Below are 24,475 nucleotides of genomic sequence, written 5' to 3'. Positions count from 1 at the left end.
AGGGCGACAACTACAGATCTTGGTAGGCAATTGCCGGGACCAGGGCATTCGCTCCTGACGTCTTCAGCCTCAAGAGCCCATAACGCAACAGGCCCACAAGGGGAGAAGGAAGAGATTACACCGCCACCTGCTCGCCGAGATACGCGACCGCGGCTTCCAGCCCGCCCTTGCCGTGCGGGATCTTCAGCGCATTCAGCCCGATCTCGACCACCCCCAACGTGCCGAGCAGCATCGGCGCATTGACGTGGCCCATATGGGCGATACGGAAGGCTTGTCCCGAGAGATCGCCGATGCCGGTGCCGAGCACGACGCCGCACTTGTCCTTGCAATAGCGTTGCAGCAGCGCGGGATCATGGCCGTTGCTCATGGTCACCGTGGTCACGGTGTTGGAGCGCTCGCTCGCCTCCGCGACGTTGAAGCCGAGCACCTGGCCTTCCGACCAGGCGGAGACGGCGCGGCGCGCGGCTTCGCCGAGCAGGCTGTGGCGGCGGAAGGCGTTTTCGAGCCCTTCCTCGTGCAGCAAGTCGATCGCCTTGCGCAGCGCGAACAACAGATGCACCGGCGCGGTGCCGGCATATTTGCGATAATTCTCGCTGCCCTCGCGCTCGCTCCAGCTCCAATAGGGCGTCGACATGTTGGCCTTCTTCTGCACCTCGAGTGCGCGCGCGTTCGCCGCGACGAAGCCGAGGCCGGGCGGCGTCATCAGGCCCTTCTGCGAGCCGGACATCGCGACGTCGATGCCCCATTTGTCCATCTCGAACGGCATGCAGCCGAGCGAGGCGACAGTGTCCACCATATACAGCGCGGGATGGCCGCTCGCCTTGATCGCCTTGCCGATCGCCTCGATGTCGTTCTGCACGCCCGATGCCGTGTCGACCTGGACGACGACGACGGCCTTGATGGTGTGCTCCTTGTCGCGGCGCAGGCGCTCTTCGACCTCGTGCGGCCGCACCGCGCGGCGCCAGTCGCCCTTGAGCACCTCGACCTCGGCGCCCATCAGGGCGGCGGCGTTGCCCCAGCCGATCGCGAAGCGCCCACTCTCCAGCACCAGCACCTTGTCGCCGCGCGACAGCACGTTGCTCAGCGCGGCTTCCCAGGCGCCATGGCCGTTGGCGATGTAGATGTAGGACTTGCCCTTGGTCGCGAACAGCTTCGAGATGTCTGCGAGAAGTGTATCGGTCAGCTCGTGCATCTCTTTGGAGTAGATGTCGATCGCCGGACGATGCATCGCCTGCAGCACCTCGTCGGGCATCGTGGTGGGCCCGGGGATGGCCAGAAATTCCCGGCCCGCGCGAACGGTCATTGCTGTTGGTCCTTGTTGCTTGAGAACAGGCTGGTGGGTCGCTGACTCACGTTCTACGCGCCGTGGAAGCCCAAGAAAAGCACGCAAAACGCAGGTCTGGGGTGGTTTTTGTTTCGAGCATGGTCTTGTCGGAAAACCGCCTCACACTTTTCCGGACCATGCACTCATCTCTTGGTCTCGCGGCAGCCGGCGGCTTCGGCCTCTTCCACCGAGCAGAACCAGCGGGTGCCCTTGCTGATCTTCATCTTGATCTGGGTGTACCAGCGGCTGGTCGGCTGGTGATAGATGCACTCGCCGGCGGTGTTGACGTTGCCCTTGATGGTGCAGTCCGGCGAGGGCGCGACCGGCCCGGAGGCCGAGGCGAGCAGCACCGCATGCGCGCCCTCGGGCGGCTTGGTCGCGCCCAGGATGGTGGTCTTCTTGTTGCGGACGCGCCAGTCCCACGGCGCGATGAAGGCGCCCTGCCACATGCCGGCCTTTGCCTCGCGCGCGGCGGCCTCATCGGGTTCGTAGTCGTGAGAGACGCGGGTGTAGGCGAGTGCCCAGCCGCTGCGCACCAGCCATTTCTGGATGTCCTCGCCGCCGACCTCGCAGCGCGCCACGGTGCGGCCGCGCCGGTCGATCGCGCGGGCGTGGCAGACCCAGTTCTTGCCCTCGGTGTATTTGGCGAGCTCGTCGCGCGCCGCGATGCCGCAGGTCCAGCGCTCGGTTTTTGTATTGAGGCAGAGCTGGTCGACTGCGGGCGCGTCGATGCCGCCGAGCCGGACCCGCGTGTTCCCGATCAGGACGGAATCGCCGGAGCGGACCTTTGCGGTGCCGGTGATGTCGGCGGCCTGGGCCAGCGAGGGGATGGCGAGCAAAGACAGCGCAATCAGGAATTTTCGCAACATGCCGGTCCGCGTGTGAGGAAAATCTCGATAGACGTCGCAATTGTGGTCGGCTTTTGGCCGCCCGGCCAGCATATGCCTAACGATTGAGCTTTCAACTTCCCGTCATTGTAGCGTGGCTTGCTTACCCTCCCCTGGAGGCGGAGGGTCGGCACGCGATCGAGCGAAGCGAGATTGCGTGACGGGGTGGGGTGATCTCTCCACTCGGGCACTGTTCGTCGCGGAGAGACCGTCACCCCACCCCGCTCGCGCTGCGCGCGATCGACCCTCCCCCTCCAGGGGAGGGTAAGAGCGAACCCTCACCCCCGCGCCATCGCCCGCTTCGCCACCGCCAGCCCCATCAGCACGAAGGCCGACGTCACCTCGGGACCACCCACCAGAATCCGCGTCGGCGTCTTCATCTTGTTCCATTCATAGGCGCGGAACGGGCCGCGGCGGCCGCCTTCGCCGAGGCTCGCGACGATCACGTTCAGCGCCGGCGCGAAGGCGCGCGGGTCGGCGCCGAGATGGCCGAGCGCGATCAGCGCCAGCGCCGCGTCGAACACGTTCATCTCCGCGGCCATCAGCTCGCCCTTGACGTAGGAGAGCACGCGATGGCGGATGAAATCGAAATCGCCGTCGGGGTCGATCGCCGCCTGCGCCGCCAGCGGCAGCGCCAGGAAGGCCGCATAGCAGCGGCCGAAATAGGCGCTGTAGAGCTCGGGCAGGTAGTAGATGTGCGAACGCGGATTGGCGAAGGCGCCGCTGGCGGCGAGCCGCTTCTGGAAGCCGATGATGCGATGCACGGTCGCCAGCCGCGCCGGCGTCTCCAAAATCTTCCAGCGCGCGAGGTTGCGGAAGCTGACCTCGAGAATGTCGAGATTGAGCGTCGGATCGAGATCGTTGCCGTAGGGCCGCTCGCCTTTGAGGTTATCGATCCAGGTCGCGACGCCGCCCTCGTAGTCGATGTTGTCGTTGAGCGGCACGGTCACGCGCGGCTCGTTGACGCCGGCGAGCACCTGATAGCCCGAATAGAAGTCCAGCAGCGGTTGGTCGATGATCGGATCGGTGCAGCCGGCTTGGGTCGCTGCCGAGATCGAGCACGCCGTGGTGTCGCAATCCGGCACATAGACGCCGAAGCCGAGGTCGTGCTTGATCTGGGCGAAGAAGCGGGAGAAGCGCGGATGCGGCGCCGGCGCGAGCGCGGTGATGACATTGAAGCGTGTGCCGTCGATACCCTCGACCTCTTCGCGACTGATGTTGACGCAGAAATCGACCATGTCGGCGACCGCACGCTCGGTTGCAATCTTGTCGGCCGGCGAGGCGAGCCCGGTCTCGACATAGCTCAGCAGCGCCTCGATGAAGAACGCGTCGTAATAGGCCGAGCGGTGTCGGATCTGCACCGGCTCCCACATCGGCTCGGCAATGCCGCTCCAGGGCGGATTGACGACGGCCGCTGCCTGTGAGCGCGCGATGAAGACGCGGGCGAGGTTGAACAGCAGCGAGGAGTTCTTGTAGCCGCGCGCGTTCAGCCCCGTCAGCGCCATGGTCAGCTCGCGCCCACGGACATCGGGGTCGCCGATCAGGTTGAAGGCGGCATAGGTCGGCAGGAAACCGTTCTTGCGGTACGAGCCGAGCAGATGCTGCGCGCAGTCGCGGATCACGCCGTCGATCTGCGCTTGTTGCGGCGCTAGGCCGGTGAATATCGCCGGCGGCGGCTTTGGATGGTCGAGCGCGATGCTATCGACGAGATCGGCGACGGGCTGGCCGACCGCCGCCCAGTCGGGCTCGGCGTCGTCGCGTGCCCGCACCAGTGCCGTGCGAAGCCGGGTGAGCTTCGCCTCGTCGCGCAACTCGGGCAGCCCGGCGCGGCGGAGCAGGATCCGCAATGCGGGATTGCCGAGCGCGGTCTTGTAGAACTTGGCCAGATGCGGATCGCCGGTGGCTGGGCCCGACAATACGGGATCGCAGACGTCGTAAAGCGAGGGGCCGTCTTTTCGCGCCGTCAGCGCCCGGCAGGCGGCGCCGGCAAAATAATGAAAGCTCATGAAATACCTGGTCGCGGGGCTTTGGCCGGGGGCCGGCCGGCGCGCTCCCATCTGCGCGCCACCCCCTCCAAGTCTTTGAAAAAGCTACCCGGATTCGCGGGAAATTCAAATGTGATAGCGGTCACGGAAAAATCCGGCACGGGAGCTGCTTGATTAAGGCCGTTACAAGGGGCTCGCGACGAAAAAACGTGCAAATTCTGCTCGGAGGATTAACCAATATCTTCAGTCACTTAGCTCAAATTTTGGGCGATCTATTGCCGGGGAGGAGATATCCGGTTAAGGCTTTGTTTGGTGCGGCGCCGCAAATTGCGCGCAGTTCGGGGGCACATCCCCGGCCAATCCCTCAAACCTGAAGCCACCATCGCGCTACTCAAACATTGTGCGCGCGCTTGGCTGGTCTTTGGCACAGGAACGAACCGAGATGAATGTAAGGCAGCTCGAGCTTTCCAGACGCACGATTGCGGTGGCCGCAGCCCTCATCGGCACGGTGTCGCTCGTGATCGGCGCCCATGCTGCCCTCAACATGCGCGCGATCGATGCCGCTAAGGCCGTGTCGACCGACGAGGTCACTGGCTCGATCGGCCAGTCGTCCCGCCTCGCCCTCGTCATCGGCAATGGACATTATCCCGACGCCAGCGCGCCGCTGACGCAGTCGATCAACGACGCCCGCGCGCTGTCCTCGTCGCTGCGCAAGAACGGCTTTGACGTCGACATGGTGGAAGACGCCACCAAGGACGACATGGTCCGCGCCGTCAACCGCCTGAAGTCCCGGATCAAGCGCGACACCGTCGTCATGCTGTTCTTCGGCGGCTACGGCGTGCAGGCCGGCCGCGAGAGCTACATGCTGCCGGTCGATGCCGTGATCTGGAAGGAAAGCGACGTCCGCCGCCAGGGCGTCTCCATCGACGGCGTGCTCGACATGATGAAGGAGCAGGGCGCCAAGGCCAAGCTCGTCGTCGTCGACGCCTCCCGCCGTAACCCTTACGAGCGCCGCTTCCGCTCCTACAGCCATGGTCTTGCGCCGATCAGCGCGCCCGACAACGCGTTGATCCTTTCCTCGGCTTCGCCCGGCAAGGTCGTCGACGACGGCAAGGGCGAGTACAGCGTGCTGGTCGGCGAGTTCCTCACCAACCTCAATGCGCAGGGCAGCGCCGAAAGCGTCTTCAACAAGACCCGCGTCGCCATCTCCCGCGCCTCCGAAGGTGACCAGGTCCCGACCATCTCCTCCTCGCTGCTCGAGGACGTCCATTTCGGCGAAGCAGCCGGCGGCTAGCCGTAAATTGTAGGGTGGGCAAAGGCGCAAAGCGCCGTGCCCACCATCTTTTCGAGGTTTCAATAGAAGACGTGGGCACGCTTCCGCCTTCGCTCGCCGAGCTACGGCGGACAAGTCGCTTTGCCCACCCTACGGTATGCGTGTGTAACGCACCTCTGCCCCCACATCGTCATTGCGAGCGCAGCGAAGCAATCCAGGGTCTCTCCGCGGAAAGATTCTGGATTGCTTCGCTGCGCTCGCAATGACGGTTGAGGCGAGACTTACTTCGCGGCTTCCGTGGCCATCACCGGGCGCACCGGATCGCCTTCGCGCAGGATCGCGCCGGCGCGGGCGACGACGATATCGCCTTCGTTGAGGCCGTCGCGAACCTCGATATTGCCGCCCGACATCAGCCCGATCTCAACCCGCTTGGTCTCGACGCGGTTGCGGCGGATCACCTGCACCACGGTGCCGGCGGATGAATACTGTATCGAGGTCAGGGGCACCGCGACGTTGCAGCTCTGCCCGGTCTTGATCAGCGCGCGCCCGCTCGCGTTCAGCAGCAGCCGCTTCTGCGAGGAGATGCCGATATAGACCATGCCCTGCTGGATGTTTGGCTCGACGGTCGGCCCGATGCGGCGCACCTTGCCGTCGAGGTCGCCCGCGCCGGCAATGCGCACCGTCGCCTGCTGGCCGACCGCGAGCTTCCGGATATCGGTGGTCGCGACCAGGCCGACGAGATCATATTCGCTGCGCGCCACGATCGTGAACAGCGCCTCGCCCTTGGCCGAGGCGAGGTTGCCGATCTGCGCGGTCGAGGTCGCGATCACGCCCGCCACAGGGGCGGTGACCTGAAGCGTGCCGCCTTCGGGCAGCGCCAGCCGTGCAAGCACCTGGCCGGCCGTGGTGGTGTCGCCGGCCTCCGCCAGCACGTCCGTGACCTTCAGGCCGGGACGTTCCGGCCGCACGGAGGTCTCCTCGCGCGCGATGATCGTGCCGGTGGCCTCGACGATGTCGGAGAAGCAGGATTTTGCGACCTTCAGCACCGTGACCGCGGGCCCCTTAGGCGCGTCGTCATCGGCGGCGCGCGCGGGCTGGGCGGACAGCAGAACCAGTCCGGCGAGAGCAACGAGTTTTTTAGGAAAGGAACGCGCAGGCAATGGATGCATCGGTCATTCCGGTTGGGGCCTTGACGGCCTCATCGTTAGCAGAAGCAACCGCGGCGGACCATGGGCCGGCCGGATGAGAATGCCGCAGCGCAGGCGGCGCGATGCCACTTGGTAGATTAGTCGTGGCATAAGCGAAGAGGTTCGCCGGTGGTTGCCGCCCGACAAACTCGTCATGCCCGGGCTTGTCCCGGGCATCCACGTTCTTCGCACCGCGGGCAAGGCGTGGATGGCCGGGTCAAGCCCGGCCATGACGCTGTGGAGGTACTGGATCCCTCACGGCAGCGTCAAAAACTCCACCCAGTTCGGCTTCTTGCCGGTGGGATAGGATTTCAGCTTGGTGAGCGCGCCGCTGCTTTGGTCGATCGCATAGACCGTCATGCTGTCGGAGAGCTCGCCGACCGCGGCGAGGTAGCGCCCCGACGGATCGATGTGGAAGCCGCGCGGCTGCTTCTCCGTCGGCACGCTGCCGATCGTGGTCAGCTTGCCGCTTGTTGCGTCGACCTTGTAGCCGGCGAGCGTGTTGGTGGTGCGCTCGGAGGCGTAGAGGAAGCGGCCGTCCGGGGTGATGTGGATGTCCGCGGCCCAGGGCTTGCCGGAAAAGCCTTCCGGCAGCGCGGTGGTGCGCTGGATCTCGTCCCATGCGCCGCTCTTGGCCTCATAGCTGAACGCCGCGACGTCGCCGTTCAGTTCATGGATGAGATAGACGAACTTGCCGTTGGGATGAAACACGAAGTGCCGCGGTCCCGATTTCTCCGGCACCTTGGTCACCGGCGGATCGCTCGGCGCCAGCGTGCCCGCGACTGCATCGAACGCGAAGGTCAGCACCTGATCCGAACCGAGATTGGTCGCGAACACGAAGCGGTTGTCGGGCGAGGGCAGGAAGGCGTGCGCGTTCAGCCCGGTCGGAATCACCTGCTTCGGCTCGCCGGCGACGCCGTTGGCGAGCAGCGGATTGAGCGCGACCTTGTTGCCGCCATAGGAGGCGCTGAACAGGAATTTGCCAGTGCTGTCGACGGCAATGTTCGCCATGCTGTCGGCGAGCGGTCCGTTGCCGATATGGCTGAGCTGGCCCGTTTTGGGATCGATCGCAAAGCTCACCGCGAGGAATGGTTGCGAGCGCACGCCGGCAATCAGCACGCGGTGGTCGGGTGTGATCGCGAGCGGTGTCGACGAGCCGGGCTTGTCGACGCCGGTGAAGGCGGCGGTCTGCACCGGTGTCATCTCGCCGCTCTCGGCCAGCTTGAACACGCTGATGTCGTTGCTGTCGGCGTTGCCGACATAGGCGAAGGTCTCGGCCATGCCGGGGCGGACTCCAGAAACGAGGGTGAGGAAGGCGAGGGTGGTGGCGATCGCAGCGCGTGGCGCGATGCGGCGTGTCGGTCTCGGCATGGGGCTCCTCCTTACAGCGTTACGGCCTTGTCGTTTTGTCCGGAGGATAGCGGGAGCCGTGCCGCCGTACCAAGTTCCGGTTGAAGATCGATCGATGCCGAAATTGTATCGGTCGCGCGGGTGGCTACCGCACTGCGGCCGTCTGGCTGCGGGACGGCAGATGCGGGCCGGACGCAGTGTTGGGTGCCCCGAGCAGGCCCCACACGGCCACCGCCAGCAGCGCGCAGGTCAAAATGGTCCAGGCGACCAATCGTTTCCGCATCAAGCCAAGTCCATCCGTTGTTTGAAACCCCGGGGCCCGCACATGATCGTGCACTGCAAACGGCGACGATCCTATGAACTCGTTCACAGGCACAACATGGCATCGGCATTGCGAACCAATGCCGCGGAAGTGCATTGACCCATATGCCCCGTGAAAATGACCTCGAAGGCAAGCCCGACATGGGCGGCAAGCATGCGGCCAGAAAGGCCACCCCAAGCCGCCGCCGCGCCCGCGCGAGGGTCCGCGCGATGAGGACGTCGTGGCAAAGCGCCACACCGGCCAAACCGATCGCACGCCGCCGCCGACCAAACAAAAATAGCGCTGTATTTCGCGCCGGGAACATCAGCCTCGCCTTGCCGTTATGCTGATCCCGCAAGCGGACGAGGTCGAACCGGAGGCTGGCACGTGTTTTGGATCTATTGGAACACCGCTTGGTCGCTCATCATCAGCGGCATCATGTTCACCACCATCGTCACCCATCCCGACGCCGAGTTCGCCGAGATCCGGGCGGCAAAGCAGGCGAAGTGAGCCCGCGCGCCTGAGGCCCGATCTCTGGGGCTATGAACCGTTCGCGGGTAGCGATGGCTGCTCCGTCGCCGGCGTCGAAGACGGCTTTCGCGCCGCTCTGCTCGCGCGCTTCCTGACCGTGGGCGCCGGCAAGGTCGCCTGAAGGGCTGCGTCAGCCGCTTGCTTGGCTTCGCGCGCCTCTCGAAGCCGCGCCATGTTCTTGCGAATTTCGATGGACTGCCTTTCGACGTCTGCCATTGCAAGTGCTCCCTCTTCGGCGGCGAGGCGCCTGCGATTGGAGCGCGCGATGCTTTCGGGTGACAGCTCGGCGGATTTCCTGGCGCTCACGCTTCACTCCGTTGTGCAACCGGCAAAACCCGCGCAATCCGGGGATCGAACGGGCTGGCGCGCGACAATCGCGCGAACACTTTCAACTCCGTCGATGTCTTTGGAAAAGGTGCCCGCAGGCGCATTCAACAAGGCACAGCGGTTGATCGAACACCCTCGATATATGTTCCGTTCAATTTTCTGCAAGGACGGCGAGGCCGATTTGGCTCAGCCAGGCAGCTCCGGCGCCTCGATCGAGAGGCTTCACACGATCCGGTCGAGGTGCAGCCAAGGCTTTATCGATTGACAGGGCTGCACTGGAGTGGTCACGTGCCAGCGCGAAGTTGCATCGCTGTGACAAGCGCATCGACTTGTCCGAAGCTGGCGACGAATGTCGCAGCGCTATCCTCAAAATTCGCAATGAAGCTCCTGCGCAATTGGCTGCCATGCAGGGCGTGTCGCATTTGCAGCCCCAAGCGAGGAGGAGGATCGATTGCAGGTACTCGTCAGAGACAACAATATCGAGCAGGCACTCCGTGTTCTCAAGAAGAAGATGCAACGCGAGGGCGTCTTCCGGGAAATGAAACAGCGGCGTTCCTACGAAAAGCCCTCGGAGAGAAAGACTCGCGAGAAATCCGAGGCCGTTCGACGCGCCCGCAAGCTCGCGCGAAAGCAGGCAATCCGCGAAGGATTGCTGCCCGCGCCGCCGAAGAAGAAGCCTTTTGAGCGCAAGCCGCCCCTGCCGGATGTCAAGGCTCGGGTCCCTATAGCCTGAAGTCGATGCCTCGCAGCACGATGCCGGGCGGCGTGCCTTCGAACTCCGTCGCGCGATATTTGCTCGCCGCGCGTGCTTCGATGCGATCCCGCAGGCGAGTGAACTGGGCCTCACGTTGCTCGGGCCTGACCTGCGGGCTGGGCTCGAGGTAGTCCATCGCCGAGGTCGAGATTGCGCAAGGAATCTCCCTGGCGCCGTCATGCATCGAGAACCGGACGATCATCCGATCGTATTCGTGGCCGATAAAGCGGCCGCTGGTCAATGTCATGGCTTACTCCGTCACCTGATTGCTTCTTGGCATGATTGTCCCTCAAATCATCGCCGCCCGATTCCCGGTTGGCCGGAGCACGGCGCGCGTCGAGACTGCAGGCGGTCGTCGTTTGCCTCAGTCATCCCCCGACAGCCGGACGAAATCGTCCAACAGCGCAGCCACCAGCGCGCGGTGGCGTGTGTCCTCGGCGGGCAGGCTCGCAGCATAGAGGTTGAGCAGATGGCGCGCCTTCACCGCCGCTTCCGGCCAGGACGTGGCGGGCACCGTCATCATGCGGTTCTCGAGATCGGCCTCGCGCTCGCGCAACTCCCTGACATTGGCCTCGACCTCCGCCAGCGCGCGGCGCAGGTCGGTCGCCTTCTGCGCAGCCATGCCGCGGTGCTTGTCGAGATCGACGGTGCGGTCAGTCATTCGCCACGCTCGCGTCTGCGGCCTGCGCGTTCGCAAGATCAACCGAGCCGATCGACAGCATCTCCATGGCGCCGCGGGGGCCTTCGGCGGGCACGGTGATCATCGTGGCAACGCGGCGATAGGCCGCGAAGGTCAGGCCCTCGATCGCCTCCTCGTCGGTGACGACCTCATAGGCGCCGGCTGGCAACATGCGCTCGACGCCGCGGATGCGGAACGGATGCCTGAAGGTGACGGTTTCACGCCGCGAGCGGATGGTCATGCAGGCCTGCCTTTCGCAAGTGAAGCCCCAACCGGTGCCGGCCGTCACGACCATGCGCGCTCGCCGCGGCAATAGCCAGTACTATCGTCGCCGGGCCGGCAAGCGACGATGTCACAGCAGCCATTGTTTCCGCAGCATTTTAACCCTCGCTATTGGCTCGGTGCGGGCGTAGGGTCGCTGCCATCACCGCACGTCTCAACGGCTTCGACCGGTGACTGAGGGGCACGTGTGCTCCCGCCGAAGGCTTCGCAGGAGCGTTCGATGGCGTGCGTTCGCATCGCGGATCGGATCGTGCCGCCGGTGATGGTTCCGCGGTTTCTTCTGCTTCTCGTCGGCGCGGCCGCCATCTTCAATGGCTAGGGCAACAAGTGTGCCGTATCTGGTCAACGGGACCAACGAATACGGCAGCTCCAATCTCGGTCGCGGCAAGGCGACGTTCGCGCTGCGCCTCGCTCGAAAACTGCTGCGCGAAGGCTACATGGACGTCAGGGTCTGCACCCCTCGTGGACGGCTGCTGCAATCGGATGAGCTCGACGAGCTCGAACCAACGGAGAGCGACATGGCAAAGGGCCAGCAACGCGGTAATCGCGAAACCAAGAAGCCGAAGAAGGAAAAATCCAAGGTGATCGCGGCGGCGCCGAGCCGCAAGGAAGCCGCCTGGCAACCGGATTTCGGACCGGCGAAGAAGAAGTAGCGAGGCGTCGGCGAGGGATGGGGTGACTGGCCGCGCTAAGCCGCCACCGCCTGCGCCGACAACAGCTGCCTCAGCTTCGCCGCCGGCACGGCCGGGCTGAACAGCCAGCCCTGCATCTGGCTGCATCCGAGCTGGCGCAGCACCTCGCGCTGGGCTTCCGTCTCGACGCCTTCGGCCGTCGTCGCCATGTGGCGGGCGGCGGCCATGTGCACCACCGCCTGCACGATCGGGGAGGAATCCTCGGACTGGCCGATGTCGCTGATGAAGCTGCGGTCGATCTTGATCTTGTCGAACGGGAAGCGGTGCAGATAGCTCAGCGACGAATAGCCGGTGCCGAAATCGTCGAGCGCGATGCGCACGCCGAGCTCGCGCAGCTGCTGGAGGATCGTCAGTGCCTCCTCGTCGTCGCGGATGAGCACGGTCTCGGTGACCTCGAGCTCGAGCCGTCCGGGCGCAAGTCCTGACTCCGCGAGCGCGGCTGCAACCTTGAGCGCCAGCGTCCTGGCGCGGAACTGCACCGGCGAGACGTTGACCGCGACGTGGATATCGCCGGGCCAGCTCGCGGCCTCGGTGCAGGCCTGCTTCAGCACCCATTCGCCGATCTCGCCGATCAGTCCGGTCTCTTCCGCGACCGGAATGAAGTCCGCGGGCGAGATCATGCCGCGCTCGGGATGGCGCCAGCGCAGCAGCGCTTCGCAGCCGTTGACCACGTTGGCCGCGAGATCGACCAGCGGCTGGTAGTGCACCTCGAACTCGCCGCGGGCGAGGGCCTGGCGCAGGTCGAGCTCGAGCTGGCGGCGCAGCCGCGCCTTGGCGTCGTATTCGGGCACGAAGAGGCGGAAGGTGCGGCGGCCCTCGGACTTCGCGGCATACATCGCGAGATCGGCGCGCTTGAGCAGATCGTCGAGATTGTCGCCGTGATCGGGCGCGATCGCGATGCCGATGCTGGCATCGGTCGGGATCTCCTGGCCCTTGCAGTCCACGGGCGTACGCAGCGCTTTCAGGATATTTTCCGCCAGCGCCGTCAGCTCGGCCCGGTCGCTGGTGCCGGCCTTGACGATGGCGAATTCGTCACCGCCCAGGCGCGCAACGAGATCGTTGCCGCTGACGCAGGCGCGCAGGCGGTTGGCGACCTGGCGGAGCAGTTCGTCGCCGACCTCGTGGCCGAGCGAATCGTTGACGCCCTTGAACTCGTCGACGTCGATGTAGAGGATCGCGAACGGCTGGCCCTGGGCAAGCTCCGCGATGCGGCGCTCCAGATGGCCGCGCATCAGCACGCGGTTGGGCAGGTCGGTCAGCGCGTCGTAATGCGCCATATGCGCGATGCGCTCGTCGGCGCGGATGCGCTCGGTGACGTCGTCGTGGGTCGCGAGCCAGCCGCCGGCGGCGCCGGGCTGGTTCTTGATCTCGATCAGGCGGCCGTCCGCGGTCTCGACGACGGCGCTCTGGGTTCGCCCGGTATTGCTCAGAATGTCGTCGCAATAGGACGCGACGTCACCGTGGAACGAGCCGGTGTCATGGCGATGCTGGATCACGTCGCGGAAATAGGCGCCGGGCTTCACCACGTCGGCCGACAGTCCGTACATCTCGATGTAGCGCCGGTTGCAGACGATCAGCCGCTCGTCCTGGTCGAACATCAACAGGCCTTGCGTCATGGTGTTCATCGCGGTGTCGAGCTGCTGCTTCTCCGCGGCGAGCCTGCGAGTCATCTGGCGGAAGATCAGGAACAGCGTGAGCACGAGCAGGCCGATCGACAGCACGGCGACGGCGACGAAGAATTTTGTCTGCGTCCGCCAGGTCGCCAGCGTCGCGTCCAGCGATTTGGTCGCGACCACGACCAGCGGCTCGCCGGTCAGGAGGCGCGCGGCGACGATGCGGTCCTTGCCGTCGATCGGGCTGGCGAGCTGCGTCGTGACGAAGGTGCGCTCGAACACCGCCATCTGCTCGCGCGTGCCGTTGCGAAAATTCTGTCCGATCATCGCGTCGACATGCGGAACGCGCGCGAGCAGCTGGCCATTCTGGTGGTGCATCGCGATCGAGGATTCCTCGCCGAGCCCCGCCGAGGCGAAGAAGGATTCGAGCTGCTCCGGCGAAATAGCCCGCGACACCATGCCGAGGAATTCGCCGTGGGGACCGGAGACACGTCGCGCGAACACGATCGCAGGTCCGTTGCCGAGCCGGCCGGGCACGACTTCGATCTCTTCCTGCGAGGCCGGATCGTTCCTGAGGCGATTGAAGTAGCCGCGGTCGGCGACCGAAATTTCGGCGACCGGCCAGCGCCGCGACGAATTGATCAGCACGCCGTTGGAATCGAACACGTTGGCGCCGGCAACGTCGGACCAGCCGCTGGCTTTGGCGCGCAGCACCTCGTGCATGGCCAGCGTGGCCATCTCGCTGCGGAAGACATCGGCGGATGCGATGCCGTGACTTTCGAGCTCGGCGATGACGCTCTTCTGGAGCACCGCAAAGTCGGCGAATTCGCGGTCGAAATGCCGGGCGAGCATGCGCACGGAGTTTTCCAGGCTGTCGCGGCCGCTCTCGATTGCATTTTGCCGGAAACGATCGACGGTGAGCGCGGTGCCGATGGCCATCGCGACCATCAGCACGAAGCCGCCGGCGATCAGCCACGTCAGCGGCGCGCCCTGCCAACGGCGGAGCAACGCGCGCATGCGCGTGGTCCATCGGATTGATGTGCCCATCCAGCCCTCCCGTGGGATGCAAGATGCAGCAAAACCGACAAGAGCCCGTTACCAGTAAGGGTTAGGAAAACATGAATCGGAACGGAATCAGAGGGTTGATTTCCCTCGATCGGCGGGAGCTCCGCAGGCTGGATTACGGTGACGCGATTCCGGGGGATCACCGGCGGATTTCCCACCTCAAGGCTTCCGCATTCTTCTTGGCGAACGTCTCGGGCACGTCAAACTTTCCGGTCTCGAGATCATAGCGGCAATGCCAGCCGCCCAGTCCCTTCATGGCGACGTTCTTGGGATGATTGTCATATTCGCCCGACAGCGAGATCACGAGGTAGCGGTTGTTGGGCCAGTCCATGCCGAGCGAGCGATAGGCCTCTTCCGTACCCTCCATGAGATTGGCCGAGATGTGGAAGTCGAGCTTGGCGAACCTCTTCGTCTCCGGCCGGCCGTAGAAATAGGCCCAGGCCAGATCGCTAAGCGGCTTCCTCGTCGCGCTCGCGAAGGTGCCCTTCTCGACATGGTAGAGATAGAGGTCCTGCTCGCCCGAGCCGGTCTTCTGCATCCGCACCAGCCATTGCGAGTCGCTGGTGAAGCGGAAGCCGGCCCCGTAGCCCTGCTCGGGCTTCAGCTCCGTCATCTGCTCGCCGCGGCGAGCCCAGGCCTGCCATTTGACGTCCCAATCCCCGCCGTCCTTCATGAACTGCTCGATCCTGGTGGCGCCATCGGGCGAGGTGAAGGCGAGGCCGGCATTGTTGGTGAGGATGTAGTCCGGCGGCGGGCCGGATGCAGCGAGCGCCGGAGAAGCGGCCAGTGTCAGGACAAGCGCCAGCCATGGTGCAGGACGGCAAAATGCGGTCACGGAAAAAAATCCTCAAGAAATGACCGCGATGCGGCCTCGGTGATTTGACGCCGTCGGTGCCCCGCCGGTTCACGCCGGGCGTGCCGGAACGAAAGGTGCATCATCCCAATGATCGACTTGCTGACGCAGCCAAATCGGCGCAATTTGCCGGCCTCGGTTGATTTGCGACCCAAGGGTTCATTGTCTGATGATCACCGCTTCCAAGGCCTTCATTGCATTCTGCCTGCTCGCGGTGGGCGGCACCCTGCTGGTGATCGGTCCCACCGAGCTGCGCCGCCTGCTGCCGGGCGGCGCGCAGACCGAGATCGCCGTCGCCGCCAAGCCGGAGGCAAAGCCCGAAGCCAAGGCGGAGACCAAGGCCGAGATTAAGGCCGAGACCAAGCCAGAGCCGAAGCTGGACGAGCCAAAGCTCGCCGCCGCGCCGCCTGCGCCCCCGGCCTCCGCTCCGAAGGTGGATGCGCTGGCCGAGACGCAGAAGCAGGCCACGGCGCTGGCCGATCTCGTGCCGGCCAAGCCGCCGGCGGCCACGACCGATGCCGGCCCGCGGTTCGACGTTGCGCGCGTCGACGATCACGGCGAGGCGGCGGTGATTGCGGGGCGGGCCGCGCCGGGTGCACAGGTCGAGCTGCTGCGCGACGGCAAGCCGCTCGATACGGTGGTCGCCGATGCCTCGGGCCAGTTCGTGATGACCCCGCCGCAGCTTCCCGCCGGCACCTATGAGCTGACCCTGCGGGCGAAAGCGCCTGACGGTACCGTGACGCAGTCGGGCCGCAGCATGCCGGTGACCATCGCCGAAGCCGCGCCGCCGCCCGCGCGCCCCGCGCCGGTCGCGAGGCAGGCCGAGAAGCCCGACGACAAGTCTGATGTCGTGGCATCCCTGCCGTCGGCATCGGCGCGCCAGGCATCGGCGCATGACAGGCCGACGGTTCAGCCGAGATTTATCGGGGCACCGAAACCCAGGGTCATGGCGCGAGTACCCGCGGCCACGACCGTTGCATCGGCCTCGCCGGCGGAAATCATCAGCGGTGCACCGGCCGAAGCAGGCGGCAGCCGGGTGATCTCCCGCGGCGACAGCCTGTGGGCGCTCAGCAAGCTCGCTTACGGCGACGGCTCCCGCTACGCGGTGATCTTCAACGCCAACCGGGGCAAGATCCACAACCCCAACCTGATCTATCCCGGCCAGTCTTTTGTGGTGCCGCGGAAGGTGGATTGAGGTCGCATCGGCAACGCCGGTGCGCGTTGCGACGCTTTGCCCTCCGTCTCTCCGGAACATTCGGTTCCCCAGCGCGTCATTGTGATGCGACCCAGTGCGCGCTTGGCGCTGGGAGGAGGCCGAGGTGGTCAGGTCCATTTTCATGTCCGGACGCATGGGACTGGCGCTGGCGGGCGCTGCTCTCATGATTGCGGCAGTGCTGCTGCCGAGTAAAGCCGAGGCGCAGTTCGGATTGCGCGGCGGTCCGCTCGGTGTCGCGCGCTTTGCCGTCGGCCACGTGATCGGCATGTCGCGCCTGCGCCATGCGCGCATGGGGGTGCGAGGCGGCCGATACCGCTCCGCCGCGTTGCGGTCGCAGGATCCGCGCGGCGCCGAGCGCGGCCAGCCGCCCAATCCCTACATCCTGCGCGCCGCGCTCACGGCGCAAGCTGCGCTGTCGGGCTGGCACGGTGGCCGCCGCCCGCAGGGCTGGTGGCGCCGCCCCGATGGCAGCTATGGCTGGGCGGGCCCGGTGTTCTGGCCGTTCGCGCATGACGACCTCACCACCGCGATCATCCTGGGCGATACGACCAGCCTCTCGCTCTATGGCTATGGCGACATCTACGCCGCGATCTTCGCGCCCTATGCGGCCACGGAGTTCGCCGCCTACACAGCGCCGCAAGGCAGGCGCGCGCGAAAGGTCCCTTCGGTCGAGGCCGTTTGCGATGCCAGCGACACCGGCGGCCTGCCGGTCGACCGTATCGTCGTCCTGGTGCAGCCGAACGAATTGCAGCGCGCAGCGCTCGATGAGCTCGCGACCGCCTGGGTCGCTGCGCGCGACACAATTCGCACGGCCTGCCCGACGCAGGCCCCCGCGACCGCCGCGGAGCGCCTCGGCCTGATGCAGACGCGCCTCGCGGCCATGATCAAGGCGACCGACGCAATCGCGCCGCCGCTCGCCAAATTCGTCGATCTCCTCGATGCCGGCCAGAAGGCAAAGCTCGACGCGCTGGCCAATGAGCGCCGTGCCGCGCTTGCGGTCGGCCAGCGCAAGGATGCGCAGGCGCCAGCCGCGTGCGAGGCCGGCTACGATCCCCGCTATGATGTGCAGGCGCAGCGGCAATACGAGCAGCTCGTGCAGCAGCAATGGCCCGCCGGCGAGATCGCGTCCACGCTGAGGCTTGACGACACCGCTCGCGCCCGGTTCGAGGTGCTCCAGGACACCACGCTGCGCACCATGGAGACGCTGAGTGCCTGCCCGTCCAAGACCGAGCTCAAGGCCGAGCCCACGCCCAAGGCCCGCCTCACCGCCGTGAAGGCGCGGCTGGAGACGATGCTGCAGGCAGTGAAGGGCGTCGGCGACGCGCTCGACGATTTCGAGGCAGACTTGAGCGACGAGCAGAAGGCGGGCTTCGAGGCGATCGGGCCGAAGCGAGGGGCGTGATCAGCCGCACGCCCAGTCGAACTTCATATCCCTAAAGTCGAGCTGCGCGTTGCCGCCGCCGAAATTGTAGCCGCCGAAATATTCCTCGAACTCGATGTAGAACGGGCTCATCTCCGGCACCGCCTGGCACGGCCGCATGGTGCCGCCGAGATGGTTGTGCGCGTGATCCTTGCCCCAGTCGTGCAGGCGGAAATTGTCGCGGCTCGGCACGCCGCCGACATAGTAATAGTAGGGCTGATAACCGGTCGGCGGGTTCTGCCTTGTGTGCTCGTCCTGCGGGCCCTTGCCGGCATTGGGATCGGTCGCGCGCGGCACAAGCGCGATCGCGCGGGTCTCGCTGAGATCGGCGCGCGGCTGCGCGGCAAACATCTTTTTTGCGTAAGGCGCGGCGGCCTCGAAGAAGGCACCGGCGCCGCCGACGTCGAGCCAGCGCGGCCGATCTGCCGTCGCAAGCGGAAGCGGTGCCGGTGGCGCCGCGAACGCGCCCTCATATTCGGCTTTGGTCAGCAGCAACGCGGCATATTCGTAGTCGAGAATATCGGTCATGCGCGAAAGCCGCGGATGCGCTGGTCGCGCCGCCACGGCCTCGCGAATCTCGGGATCATCGGGCGCCCCGCCGTCATTGTGATCGGGCGCGGTGGCGAAGAACGAGACCGCAACGATGTCCTCGCCATGCACGCGATAATCCTCCGGCAGCTTCAAGGTGAAGCCGTGCATCAACGGAAAGCCGGTGACGGGATCGAGCGGCCATTGCTCGCTGCTGATGCCCGGCGGCAGGCCAAAGACCCAACCGTGATCGCGCGCACGATCAGCGGGACGGTCCAGCATCTGCAAATCATACGCGCGCGAAGGCAAGGCAAACGCCACGATCGTCTCCATCCAGATTCTGACCTCGCTATCGAGGCGATGGTTAGTCGCAGGGAGGAGGGATGTGGTTCGTGGGAGGGATGTGGGAGATGATGCCATTCTGTCGGTGTTTTGCCCGACGTGTCAAACCACTCTGGCACCCGCGTAAGTCATTGATCCGACAGTCCCCGCCTACTGTGCATGGGGTTGTTTTCGCGGTTTTTGTTGTTGGCTACCCTCTCCGCCGCGCTGCGGACGCATCCACCACGTTCTCCACTTCCTCGCGCCAGGACAAAATCTCCATCGCCAGCACCGGGTGGTTGAACCCCTTGAGCACGAGGTCGTCGAGCGCGCGGGCTTCGACCCAGGGCTCGACGATGCCGTAGACGCGGCGGCTGACGACGATCTGGTTGGCCTTGGCTTCGTCGCACAGACGCGAGGCGAGGTTGGTGACGCTGCCGATCGCGGCATATTCCAGCCGCTGCTCGAAGCCGACCTGGCCGAGCGTGGCATAGCCGAGCGCGATGCCGATGCCGAAGCCGAGCGTGTGCCCGCGGTTGCGCCACTTCTCAGTCAGCGGGCCGATCGTGTCGCGCATCTCCACTGCCATCTGGACCGCGCGCCGCGTGTGGTCCTCGAACTGGATCGGCGCGTTGAACAGGATCATCACGCCGTCGCCGGCATATTTGTCGAGCGTGCCCTCGTATTTGAAGATCAGCTTGCCGAGCGCTGCGTGATATTCGCGCAGCACGTTCATCGCCTCTTCCGGCTCGGTCGCCTCGGTGAAGGCGGTGAAGCCGCGCAAGTCGCAGAACAGCACGGTGACCTCGCGGCGATGGCTGTCGAGCAGCGAGTCATGACCATCCGACGAAGCGATGAGCTGCGCGACCTGCGGCGCGAGAAATCGTTCGAGCCGCTTGATGCGGCTGATCTCGCCGAGCTGCTTCTCGACGCGCTCTTCCAGGGAGCGGTTCCAGTTGCGAAGCTGCTCGGTCTGCTCCTGGAGCTTTGCCGCCTGCTGCTGCACGGTGTTATGTGCCGCGGCGAGCTCGCGGCCCTTGTGATCGACCTCGGTGAACAGCCGCGCGTTGCGCATCGCCAGCACGGCCTGGTTGGCAAAGGTGCGCATCAGGCCGGTGAGGCTTCCGCCGAACTCGCCGCCGGCCCGGCGCAGCACCACGAGCGAGCCGAGCGTGCCCTGCTGGTCGACCAGCGGCACCACCAGCACCGAGTGGAAGCCGGCATCGATCGCGACGTCGCGCAGCGGCTGCTCGGAGGCCCGGTCGAGATCGGCAATCGCGATCGGCTCGCCGCTGTCGGCGGCATCGCTCAGGATGTTCGCGCCTTGCTGGATCGTGACATGCGCGCCGTCGGCCGATTTGTCGATGCCGTTGGATTCGATCAGGTTGAAGCTGCGCGTCTCGGCATCGAAGCCGTAGATCAGCACCGCATCGGCATGGGTGATCTCGATCGCGCGCGCCGCGATGGTCGGTAGCACGGCGTTGAGGTCGAGCGAGGAGGCGACCGCGCGGCCGACCTCTTCCAGCGCCTTGAGCTCGTTGATCGACTGCGCGAGATCGCGGGTGCGCTCCTCGACCTTGGTCTCCAGGTCCGAATAGGTTTCCTGGAGCTGGCCGGCCATGCGGTTGAACTGGCCGGCGAGGTCTTCCAGCTCGTCGGAGGTATGGACGTCGATGCGGTGGCTGAAATCGCCTTCGCCGAGCTTGTGCGCGCCGTCGCGCAGCGCCGTGATCGGGATGATCATGCGGCGGGCGAGCAGCGTGCCGGCGAGGATCGCGACCATCAGGCCCATGCCGATCAACAGCGCGATGCGCACGAGCTGGTCGCGGATCGGCATCAACGCCTGCGTCGTCGGCTGCTCGAACATCACGTTCCAGCCAAGCTTCGGCACGGTGCTGGCGGCGCTCATCACCGCATGGCCGTTGAAGTCGGTGCCTGAGGTGTCGGGCTCGCGGCCGGGCGCAATCGCCGCCGCCACCTGCGGCAGCTTCGACAGGTCCTTGCCGACATCGGGCCCTTTCGACGACGTCGCCAGCACGCGGCCGCGCGGATCGACCACATAGGCGAACGCGGCCTTGCCGACCTGGGCGTCGGACAGGAAGTCGGAGAGGAAGCTGAGGTCGATTTCGGCCACGGTGACGCCGGCATTGAAGCCGGAATGCGCCACCGAGATCGACATCATCGGCGTCCGGTCGGAGAACCAGGCCGGCGCGTAGCTGACGCCGCGGGCAACCGTATCGGTGAAGCGCATGTCTCGGGAGAGGTCGGCATTGCCGCCGGTCGTGGTCGACTGGCGCGAGACGCGCAGCACCTCACGTCCTTCGCCGTTGAGCTGGAACAGCTGGTTGACGACCGAGACCTGGTGCAGGAGCGATGCGTAGTCGGCGCGGCGCTTCTCGAGCGTGTCCTGGCTTGCCCGCGTCACCCAGCTGATCTGGCGCTCGAGCTCGGAGATCGACTGCTCGATCCGCCGGGCGGCTCCTTGCGCCTTGTCGTCGAGCCCGTCGGTCAGCTGGGTCTTGGTGGCGCGATAGGAGATCCAGGTCTCCATCGCGCCGTTGACGGCGAGGACAAACACGACGAGGCCGACGAGGGAGACGACATATTTGGCGAACAGGCCCTCGCGCAGAAACCGTGTCTTGTCTTTCGCTCCCGCCATCCAGATCCTCTCGCGCCGTCATCGACGCCGGCGCTACGGGCCGTACCGGTCCAGGCGCCCTTCTACCACAATTCGGGCCACGGGACCGTCCTGCGACCGGTCGACCGGCCAGCGTGGTTACCCGCTGTCGACGCCGGGCTAGGCCGAAAGGGTCGTGAATTGTCGCAGCCTCATCCCTTTGGATGAAGCGGCGGACGGGGAGGCCGATGTAGGGATTGGCGTGGAGTCCAGTGCGTTGGTCGGCCAATCATCGATTAAAGAGCTGTCGCAGCACGTCGTTCATCGGCTGGCTGTCCTGCTGCACCACCGCCGGGTCGTCCTGGGTCGGGGGCGCGGGAGAGGCCTGCGGAGCGGGGGTGGACGGTGTTGCCGGCAGGCCGCGGCTGCGGCCGGTGCCGGTGCTGGTCCCCGCGCCGCTGGAGAGCCCCTGCTGGATCAAATTGCCGATCGCCTCGCCCAGCGGGCCGCCGAGCGGGTTGTTCTGTCCCGGTTGCTGGGTTTGCGGATTGGCATTGCCGGCCGCGTTGCCGCTGCCCGGCGCTGCGGCGCCGCCCAACCCGAGGCTGCCCAGGAGATTGCCGAGCCCGGCGCCATCAGGGCCGAACAGGCCTTTGCCCATCTCGCGCAGCTTGGCATAGGCGGCGTCCGGATTGTCCAGCATGCCGGCCATGTCAGGGTAGATCCGCGGCTGCGACCAGCTGCCTTGGATCATCACGGGAATGCCGAAGCCGACCGGCTCCGATGTGCGGCCCTGGCCTTCGGTGGTCATCACGAGCTTCGGCTCGACGCGAAAACCCATCATCTTGGTGTCGAGCGCGATGGTGCCGGCGCCGGTCACGCGTACCAGCGGTCCGATCAGATTGAGATCGGTCGTCACCGCCTGACCCTTGTCGATGCGGAAGGACGCCGAGAGCTGCGACAGATCCGTGCTCTGGGCCTCACTGTCCTGCCAGCCGGACAGCGTGCCCGATGTCAGCGAGCGGATCATCTGCGCGATATTGATGCCGCGGATGGCGCCGTCCTGGAAATTGACGAAGGCCGTGCCCTGCATGTTTGCCATCAGCGCGCGCTGGCTGGTGCCGGCGCTGCGCAACGCGAGCTTGGCTTGCAGCTTGCCGTCGATCCGGTCGAACTCGGCAAGGCCCTGGAGCAGCGGCAAAGCGCGCACGCCGACGAGATCGGAATGCATGGCAAAGCTCGGCGCACCGCTTGTGGCATCCAGGATCACCTCGCCCGAGACCTGGCCGTCATAGGCGCCGAGATTGGCGGTGCCCGCCTTCAGCACGCCGCCGGCGAGCTTCGCATCGAGTGCCAGCGGCGCGAGGCGCGCATCGCCGATCACGGCCTCGTTCGCGGAGATCCTGATTTGTGCGTCGACATAATTGAGCCCGGACACGTCGATCGGTGCATTGCTCCAGGGCTGTCCCGACGTGCCCTCCGGCGATTTCGCCACCGGAATCGCGAGCCGCTGGAAGTCGAGATCGACCTTGACCAGGGGCTTGCTCGCAATATCGACCGAGGCCCAGCCGTTGAAGGCGCCGTCGCCGAGCCTGCCGTTCACGCCGTTGATCATCACGACATCGCCGCTCAGCCGCATCTCGGCATGACCGGTGAGCTGGGACTTCAGCACATCAGGCATGTCGATGGCGAAATCCACCGGAATGGTCGGCCGGTCGGCCGGCGGCGCCGGCGTCGACGCCTTGATGTCGAACTTGGTCGGGTGATCGCCGACCCGCGCGGTGCCGGCGATGTCGACCTTGCGGTCGCGGCCAACGACGGCGTCGGCGTTGATGGCGCTGATGCGGCCCTCGACACGGTCGCGCACGCGCGCGAACGCGACTTCGCCGTCGACGACCTTGACGCGGTCGATGGTCGCACCACCGGTGTCGAGCGCCAGCGGCTTCGACGCGGTGCCGGCATTCGGCAGTCGCTCACGCAGCAGCGGCTGGTGGAGCACGGGATGGGTGACGACGAGTTCGCTGATCTTCGGGCTGCCCGACCATACGCTCGAGAGCGACATGTCGGCCTGCACGCTGTCGACCGTCAGGCGCGTGATGCCGCTGCGGTCCTTCGGGTCCTGAAGCGTGAGATCGTTGAGTGTGACATTCAGCGTCGGCCACAGGCTGATCTTCGTGGTGCCGTCGATGGACAGGCGGTAGCCGGTCGCGCTCTCGACCCGCGAGGCAATCGTCGTGGTCAGGAATCCCGAGGGAATCCCGATCACGAGGAGAAGCCCGATCACGATGATGACGGCGGCTATCGCCGCGCCGGCGAATTTCACTGCTCTCATGTCGACTTTCCAACGACGGACAATCGGCGGCGAATCCCGAAGATGACCGTCCTATGCATCCGTCCTTTGCGCCTGAGTTTATCCCCGGACGGGAAGCGGCTCCAAGCACGTAAAAATAGTCAGGGGGTGCTGCAAAGTTATGTGACTTATGACACACTTCCCCGGCGCGGTATTACGCGATCCTGATTTGATGGTTCCAAGCGATTTGCCAGGGAAACTGGCTAAGGAAATTCACAAGGACATTGAAATGAGCAAGCAGGCCGAATTTGCGGTCATCCTGAAGATGAACGCGATGTTCGCCGATCTCGGCGCAGACGAACTCCAGCGGCTGTCGAATCTCTGCCACACCCAGCATCTGGGGAATGGCGAGGTGCTGTTCCAGAAGGGCGATGCGGGGGACGCGCTGTTCGGCGTGCGCCGGGGCCAGGTCCGTATCGAGACCGGCGTCTCCGACGGCAGCCGTCTGACCCTGAACTTCATGGGGCCGGGCGACCTGTTCGGCGAGGTCGCGGTGCTGGACGGCCAGAGCCGCACTGCGGATGCAACCGCAGGGGAAGCCAGTGAACTGTTCGTGCTGCGGCGCGAAGATTTTCTCAGCTTCCTCGAACGCGAGCCGAAGGTCGCGATCAAGATCATCGCGCTGCTGTGCCAGCGCATCCGCTGGCAGAGCGAGCGCATGGAAGAATCCATGCTGCAACCGCTGCCGGTGCGGCTGGCGCGGCGGCTCTGCGCGCTCGCCGCCGATTTCGGCTCGGAGGTCCACATCTCGCAGGAGCAGCTCGGCATCTTCGTCGGCGCGGCCCGCGAGAGCGTCAACCGCCAGCTTCAGGCCTGGCGCAAGGAGGCGATCCTCGATCTCCAGCGCGGCCGCATCCTGCTGCGGAACATGACCAAGCTGACGGCCATCGCGCGGAACGAGTAGGGGATCGGCTAAACCG

23 protein-coding genes are annotated in these 24,475 nt (G+C 65.6%); 8 read left to right on the top strand and 15 right to left on the bottom strand.

All coding sequences use genetic code 11. The features are described 5' to 3' along the window. Positions 1-115: 115 nt before the first annotated feature. From ABIB95_RS36600 to ABIB95_RS36590, 3 genes are all read right to left on the bottom strand, one after another. The gene (locus ABIB95_RS36600) at positions 116-1,303 is read right to left on the bottom strand and encodes a pyridoxal-phosphate-dependent aminotransferase family protein (protein ID WP_063980480.1); all 1,188 of its coding nucleotides are present in this window, start codon (positions 1,301-1,303) and stop codon (positions 116-118) included. Positions 1,304-1,467: 164 nt separating this feature from the next. Beyond that, positions 1,468-2,193, bottom strand: coding sequence for a thermonuclease family protein (locus ABIB95_RS36595; RefSeq protein ID WP_071908582.1), 726 nt, complete (start codon positions 2,191-2,193; stop codon positions 1,468-1,470). Between the two features lie 296 nt (positions 2,194-2,489). Further along, positions 2,490-4,217, bottom strand: coding sequence for a hypothetical protein (locus tag ABIB95_RS36590; protein ID WP_354246939.1), 1,728 nt, complete (start codon positions 4,215-4,217; stop codon positions 2,490-2,492). A gap of 421 nt (positions 4,218-4,638) precedes the next feature. On the opposite strand from ABIB95_RS36590, the gene ABIB95_RS36585 reads away from it, so the two are divergent. Continuing rightward, positions 4,639-5,490: a caspase family protein gene (locus tag ABIB95_RS36585; RefSeq protein ID WP_354246936.1), complete on the top strand. Its 852-nt coding sequence runs from the start codon at positions 4,639-4,641 to the stop codon at positions 5,488-5,490. Between the two features lie 260 nt (positions 5,491-5,750). On the opposite strand, the gene ABIB95_RS36580 is transcribed toward ABIB95_RS36585, so the two are convergent. From ABIB95_RS36580 to ABIB95_RS36570, 3 genes are all read right to left on the bottom strand, one after another. Beyond that, positions 5,751-6,638 (bottom strand): efflux RND transporter periplasmic adaptor subunit, encoded by an 888-nt coding sequence (locus ABIB95_RS36580; protein ID WP_354246933.1) that lies wholly within the window; start codon positions 6,636-6,638, stop codon positions 5,751-5,753. A gap of 273 nt (positions 6,639-6,911) precedes the next feature. Further along, the gene (locus ABIB95_RS36575; protein ID WP_354246930.1) at positions 6,912-8,027 is read right to left on the bottom strand and encodes a lactonase family protein; all 1,116 of its coding nucleotides are present in this window, start codon (positions 8,025-8,027) and stop codon (positions 6,912-6,914) included. A gap of 124 nt (positions 8,028-8,151) precedes the next feature. Further along, positions 8,152-8,289, bottom strand: a complete 138-nt coding sequence (locus ABIB95_RS36570) for a hypothetical protein (protein ID WP_175627410.1) — start codon at positions 8,287-8,289, stop codon at positions 8,152-8,154. Positions 8,290-8,694: 405 nt separating this feature from the next. On the opposite strand from ABIB95_RS36570, the gene ABIB95_RS36565 reads away from it, so the two are divergent. Further along, on the top strand, positions 8,695-8,817 hold the full coding sequence (locus tag ABIB95_RS36565) for a hypothetical protein (protein WP_256376446.1): 123 nt from the start codon (positions 8,695-8,697) through the stop codon (positions 8,815-8,817). Positions 8,818-8,847: 30 nt separating this feature from the next. Here ABIB95_RS36565 and ABIB95_RS36560 read toward each other — a convergent pair whose 3' ends face one another. Then, on the bottom strand, positions 8,848-9,144 hold the full coding sequence (locus ABIB95_RS36560) for a transcriptional regulator (RefSeq protein WP_354180298.1): 297 nt from the start codon (positions 9,142-9,144) through the stop codon (positions 8,848-8,850). On the opposite strand from ABIB95_RS36560, the gene ABIB95_RS36555 reads away from it, so the two are divergent. Further along, positions 9,104-9,430, top strand: coding sequence for a hypothetical protein (locus ABIB95_RS36555; RefSeq protein WP_354246950.1), 327 nt, complete (start codon positions 9,104-9,106; stop codon positions 9,428-9,430). The two genes, ABIB95_RS36560 and ABIB95_RS36555, sit on opposite strands and share 41 nt — an antisense overlap. 186 nt (positions 9,431-9,616) lie before the next feature. After that, positions 9,617-9,898, top strand: a complete 282-nt coding sequence (gene rpsU, locus ABIB95_RS36550) for a 30S ribosomal protein S21 (protein WP_063980487.1) — start codon at positions 9,617-9,619, stop codon at positions 9,896-9,898. Here the strand turns inward: rpsU and ABIB95_RS36545 are convergent. The 3 genes from ABIB95_RS36545 to ABIB95_RS36535 all read right to left on the bottom strand — a co-directional run bounded on the left by ABIB95_RS36545 (position 9,888) and on the right by ABIB95_RS36535 (position 10,839). Continuing rightward, on the bottom strand, positions 9,888-10,166 hold the full coding sequence (locus ABIB95_RS36545) for a DUF1488 family protein (RefSeq protein ID WP_028149308.1): 279 nt from the start codon (positions 10,164-10,166) through the stop codon (positions 9,888-9,890). The two genes, rpsU and ABIB95_RS36545, sit on opposite strands and share 11 nt — an antisense overlap. A 117-nt stretch (positions 10,167-10,283) precedes the next feature. Then, positions 10,284-10,580 (bottom strand): hypothetical protein, encoded by a 297-nt coding sequence (locus tag ABIB95_RS36540; RefSeq protein ID WP_028149307.1) that lies wholly within the window; start codon positions 10,578-10,580, stop codon positions 10,284-10,286. After that, positions 10,573-10,839, bottom strand: coding sequence for a hypothetical protein (locus ABIB95_RS36535; protein WP_166346517.1), 267 nt, complete (start codon positions 10,837-10,839; stop codon positions 10,573-10,575). The genes ABIB95_RS36540 and ABIB95_RS36535 overlap by 8 nt, the downstream gene beginning before the upstream one ends. Before the next feature lie 370 nt (positions 10,840-11,209). Between ABIB95_RS36535 and ABIB95_RS36530 the strand changes: the two genes are divergently transcribed. Beyond that, on the top strand, positions 11,210-11,533 hold the full coding sequence (locus tag ABIB95_RS36530; RefSeq protein WP_354246927.1) for a hypothetical protein: 324 nt from the start codon (positions 11,210-11,212) through the stop codon (positions 11,531-11,533). Between the two features lie 35 nt (positions 11,534-11,568). Here ABIB95_RS36530 and ABIB95_RS36525 read toward each other — a convergent pair whose 3' ends face one another. Both ABIB95_RS36525 and ABIB95_RS36520 read right to left on the bottom strand, forming a co-directional pair. Then, positions 11,569-14,232 (bottom strand): bifunctional diguanylate cyclase/phosphodiesterase, encoded by a 2,664-nt coding sequence (locus ABIB95_RS36525; protein WP_354246924.1) that lies wholly within the window; start codon positions 14,230-14,232, stop codon positions 11,569-11,571. Between the two features lie 157 nt (positions 14,233-14,389). Beyond that, a complete protein-coding gene (locus ABIB95_RS36520) occupies positions 14,390-15,085 on the bottom strand; it encodes a hypothetical protein (RefSeq protein WP_354246922.1) in 696 nt (231 codons plus the stop codon). Between the two features lie 187 nt (positions 15,086-15,272). Here ABIB95_RS36520 and ABIB95_RS36515 point away from each other — a divergent pair, with 187 nt between their 5' ends. Together ABIB95_RS36515 and ABIB95_RS36510 are read left to right on the top strand one after the other, a co-directional pair. Next, positions 15,273-16,298, top strand: coding sequence for a LysM peptidoglycan-binding domain-containing protein (locus ABIB95_RS36515; RefSeq protein ID WP_354246919.1), 1,026 nt, complete (start codon positions 15,273-15,275; stop codon positions 16,296-16,298). Positions 16,299-16,440: 142 nt separating this feature from the next. Further along, a complete protein-coding gene (locus tag ABIB95_RS36510) occupies positions 16,441-17,721 on the top strand; it encodes a Spy/CpxP family protein refolding chaperone (RefSeq protein ID WP_354246947.1) in 1,281 nt (426 codons plus the stop codon). On the opposite strand, the gene ABIB95_RS36505 is transcribed toward ABIB95_RS36510, so the two are convergent. The 3 genes from ABIB95_RS36505 to ABIB95_RS36495 all read right to left on the bottom strand — a co-directional run bounded on the left by ABIB95_RS36505 (position 17,722) and on the right by ABIB95_RS36495 (position 23,537). After that, positions 17,722-18,588: a hypothetical protein gene (locus ABIB95_RS36505; RefSeq protein WP_354246916.1), complete on the bottom strand. Its 867-nt coding sequence runs from the start codon at positions 18,586-18,588 to the stop codon at positions 17,722-17,724. Positions 18,589-18,799: 211 nt separating this feature from the next. After that, complete coding sequence (locus tag ABIB95_RS36500) at positions 18,800-21,247, bottom strand: adenylate/guanylate cyclase domain-containing protein (protein ID WP_354246913.1); 2,448 nt, start codon at positions 21,245-21,247, stop codon at positions 18,800-18,802. Positions 21,248-21,494: 247 nt separating this feature from the next. Then, on the bottom strand, positions 21,495-23,537 hold the full coding sequence (locus ABIB95_RS36495; RefSeq protein ID WP_354246910.1) for an AsmA family protein: 2,043 nt from the start codon (positions 23,535-23,537) through the stop codon (positions 21,495-21,497). Positions 23,538-23,784: 247 nt separating this feature from the next. On the opposite strand from ABIB95_RS36495, the gene ABIB95_RS36490 reads away from it, so the two are divergent. Continuing rightward, positions 23,785-24,459, top strand: a complete 675-nt coding sequence (locus tag ABIB95_RS36490) for a Crp/Fnr family transcriptional regulator (RefSeq protein WP_028149299.1) — start codon at positions 23,785-23,787, stop codon at positions 24,457-24,459. The last annotated feature ends 16 nt before the right edge of the window (positions 24,460-24,475 follow it).

It is taken from the genome of Bradyrhizobium sp. LA2.1 (assembly GCF_040547725.1).
GTDB classification, from domain to species: Bacteria; Pseudomonadota; Alphaproteobacteria; order Rhizobiales; family Xanthobacteraceae; genus Bradyrhizobium; species Bradyrhizobium barranii.
The sequence above is the reverse complement of the archived record's forward strand: the minus strand, read 5'-3'. Positions and strand labels throughout refer to the sequence as shown.

Bases quoted from the DNA above. Each gene is read 5' to 3' on its own strand.
- ABIB95_RS36600 (WP_063980480.1), bottom strand. From the start codon at position 1,303: ATGACCGTTCGCGCGGGCCGGGAATTTCTGGCCATCCCCGGGCCCACC.
- ABIB95_RS36595 (WP_071908582.1), bottom strand. From the start codon at position 2,193: ATGTTGCGAAAATTCCTGATTGCGCTGTCTTTGCTCGCCATCCCCTCG.
- ABIB95_RS36590 (WP_354246939.1), bottom strand. From the start codon at position 4,217: ATGAGCTTTCATTATTTTGCCGGCGCCGCCTGCCGGGCGCTGACGGCG.
- ABIB95_RS36585 (WP_354246936.1), top strand. From the start codon at position 4,639: ATGAATGTAAGGCAGCTCGAGCTTTCCAGACGCACGATTGCGGTGGCC.
- ABIB95_RS36580 (WP_354246933.1), bottom strand. From the start codon at position 6,638: ATGCATCCATTGCCTGCGCGTTCCTTTCCTAAAAAACTCGTTGCTCTC.
- ABIB95_RS36575 (WP_354246930.1), bottom strand. From the start codon at position 8,027: ATGCCGAGACCGACACGCCGCATCGCGCCACGCGCTGCGATCGCCACC.
- ABIB95_RS36570 (WP_175627410.1), bottom strand. From the start codon at position 8,289: ATGCGGAAACGATTGGTCGCCTGGACCATTTTGACCTGCGCGCTGCTG.
- ABIB95_RS36555 (WP_354246950.1), top strand. From the start codon at position 9,104: ATGCTTTCGGGTGACAGCTCGGCGGATTTCCTGGCGCTCACGCTTCAC.
- ABIB95_RS36545 (WP_028149308.1), bottom strand. From the start codon at position 10,166: ATGACATTGACCAGCGGCCGCTTTATCGGCCACGAATACGATCGGATG.
- ABIB95_RS36540 (WP_028149307.1), bottom strand. From the start codon at position 10,580: ATGACTGACCGCACCGTCGATCTCGACAAGCACCGCGGCATGGCTGCG.
- ABIB95_RS36535 (WP_166346517.1), bottom strand. From the start codon at position 10,839: ATGACCATCCGCTCGCGGCGTGAAACCGTCACCTTCAGGCATCCGTTC.
- ABIB95_RS36525 (WP_354246924.1), bottom strand. From the start codon at position 14,232: ATGGGCACATCAATCCGATGGACCACGCGCATGCGCGCGTTGCTCCGC.
- ABIB95_RS36515 (WP_354246919.1), top strand. From the start codon at position 15,273: ATGATCACCGCTTCCAAGGCCTTCATTGCATTCTGCCTGCTCGCGGTG.
- ABIB95_RS36510 (WP_354246947.1), top strand. From the start codon at position 16,441: ATGTCCGGACGCATGGGACTGGCGCTGGCGGGCGCTGCTCTCATGATT.
- ABIB95_RS36500 (WP_354246913.1), bottom strand. From the start codon at position 21,247: ATGGCGGGAGCGAAAGACAAGACACGGTTTCTGCGCGAGGGCCTGTTC.
- ABIB95_RS36495 (WP_354246910.1), bottom strand. From the start codon at position 23,537: ATGAGAGCAGTGAAATTCGCCGGCGCGGCGATAGCCGCCGTCATCATC.
- ABIB95_RS36490 (WP_028149299.1), top strand. From the start codon at position 23,785: ATGAGCAAGCAGGCCGAATTTGCGGTCATCCTGAAGATGAACGCGATG.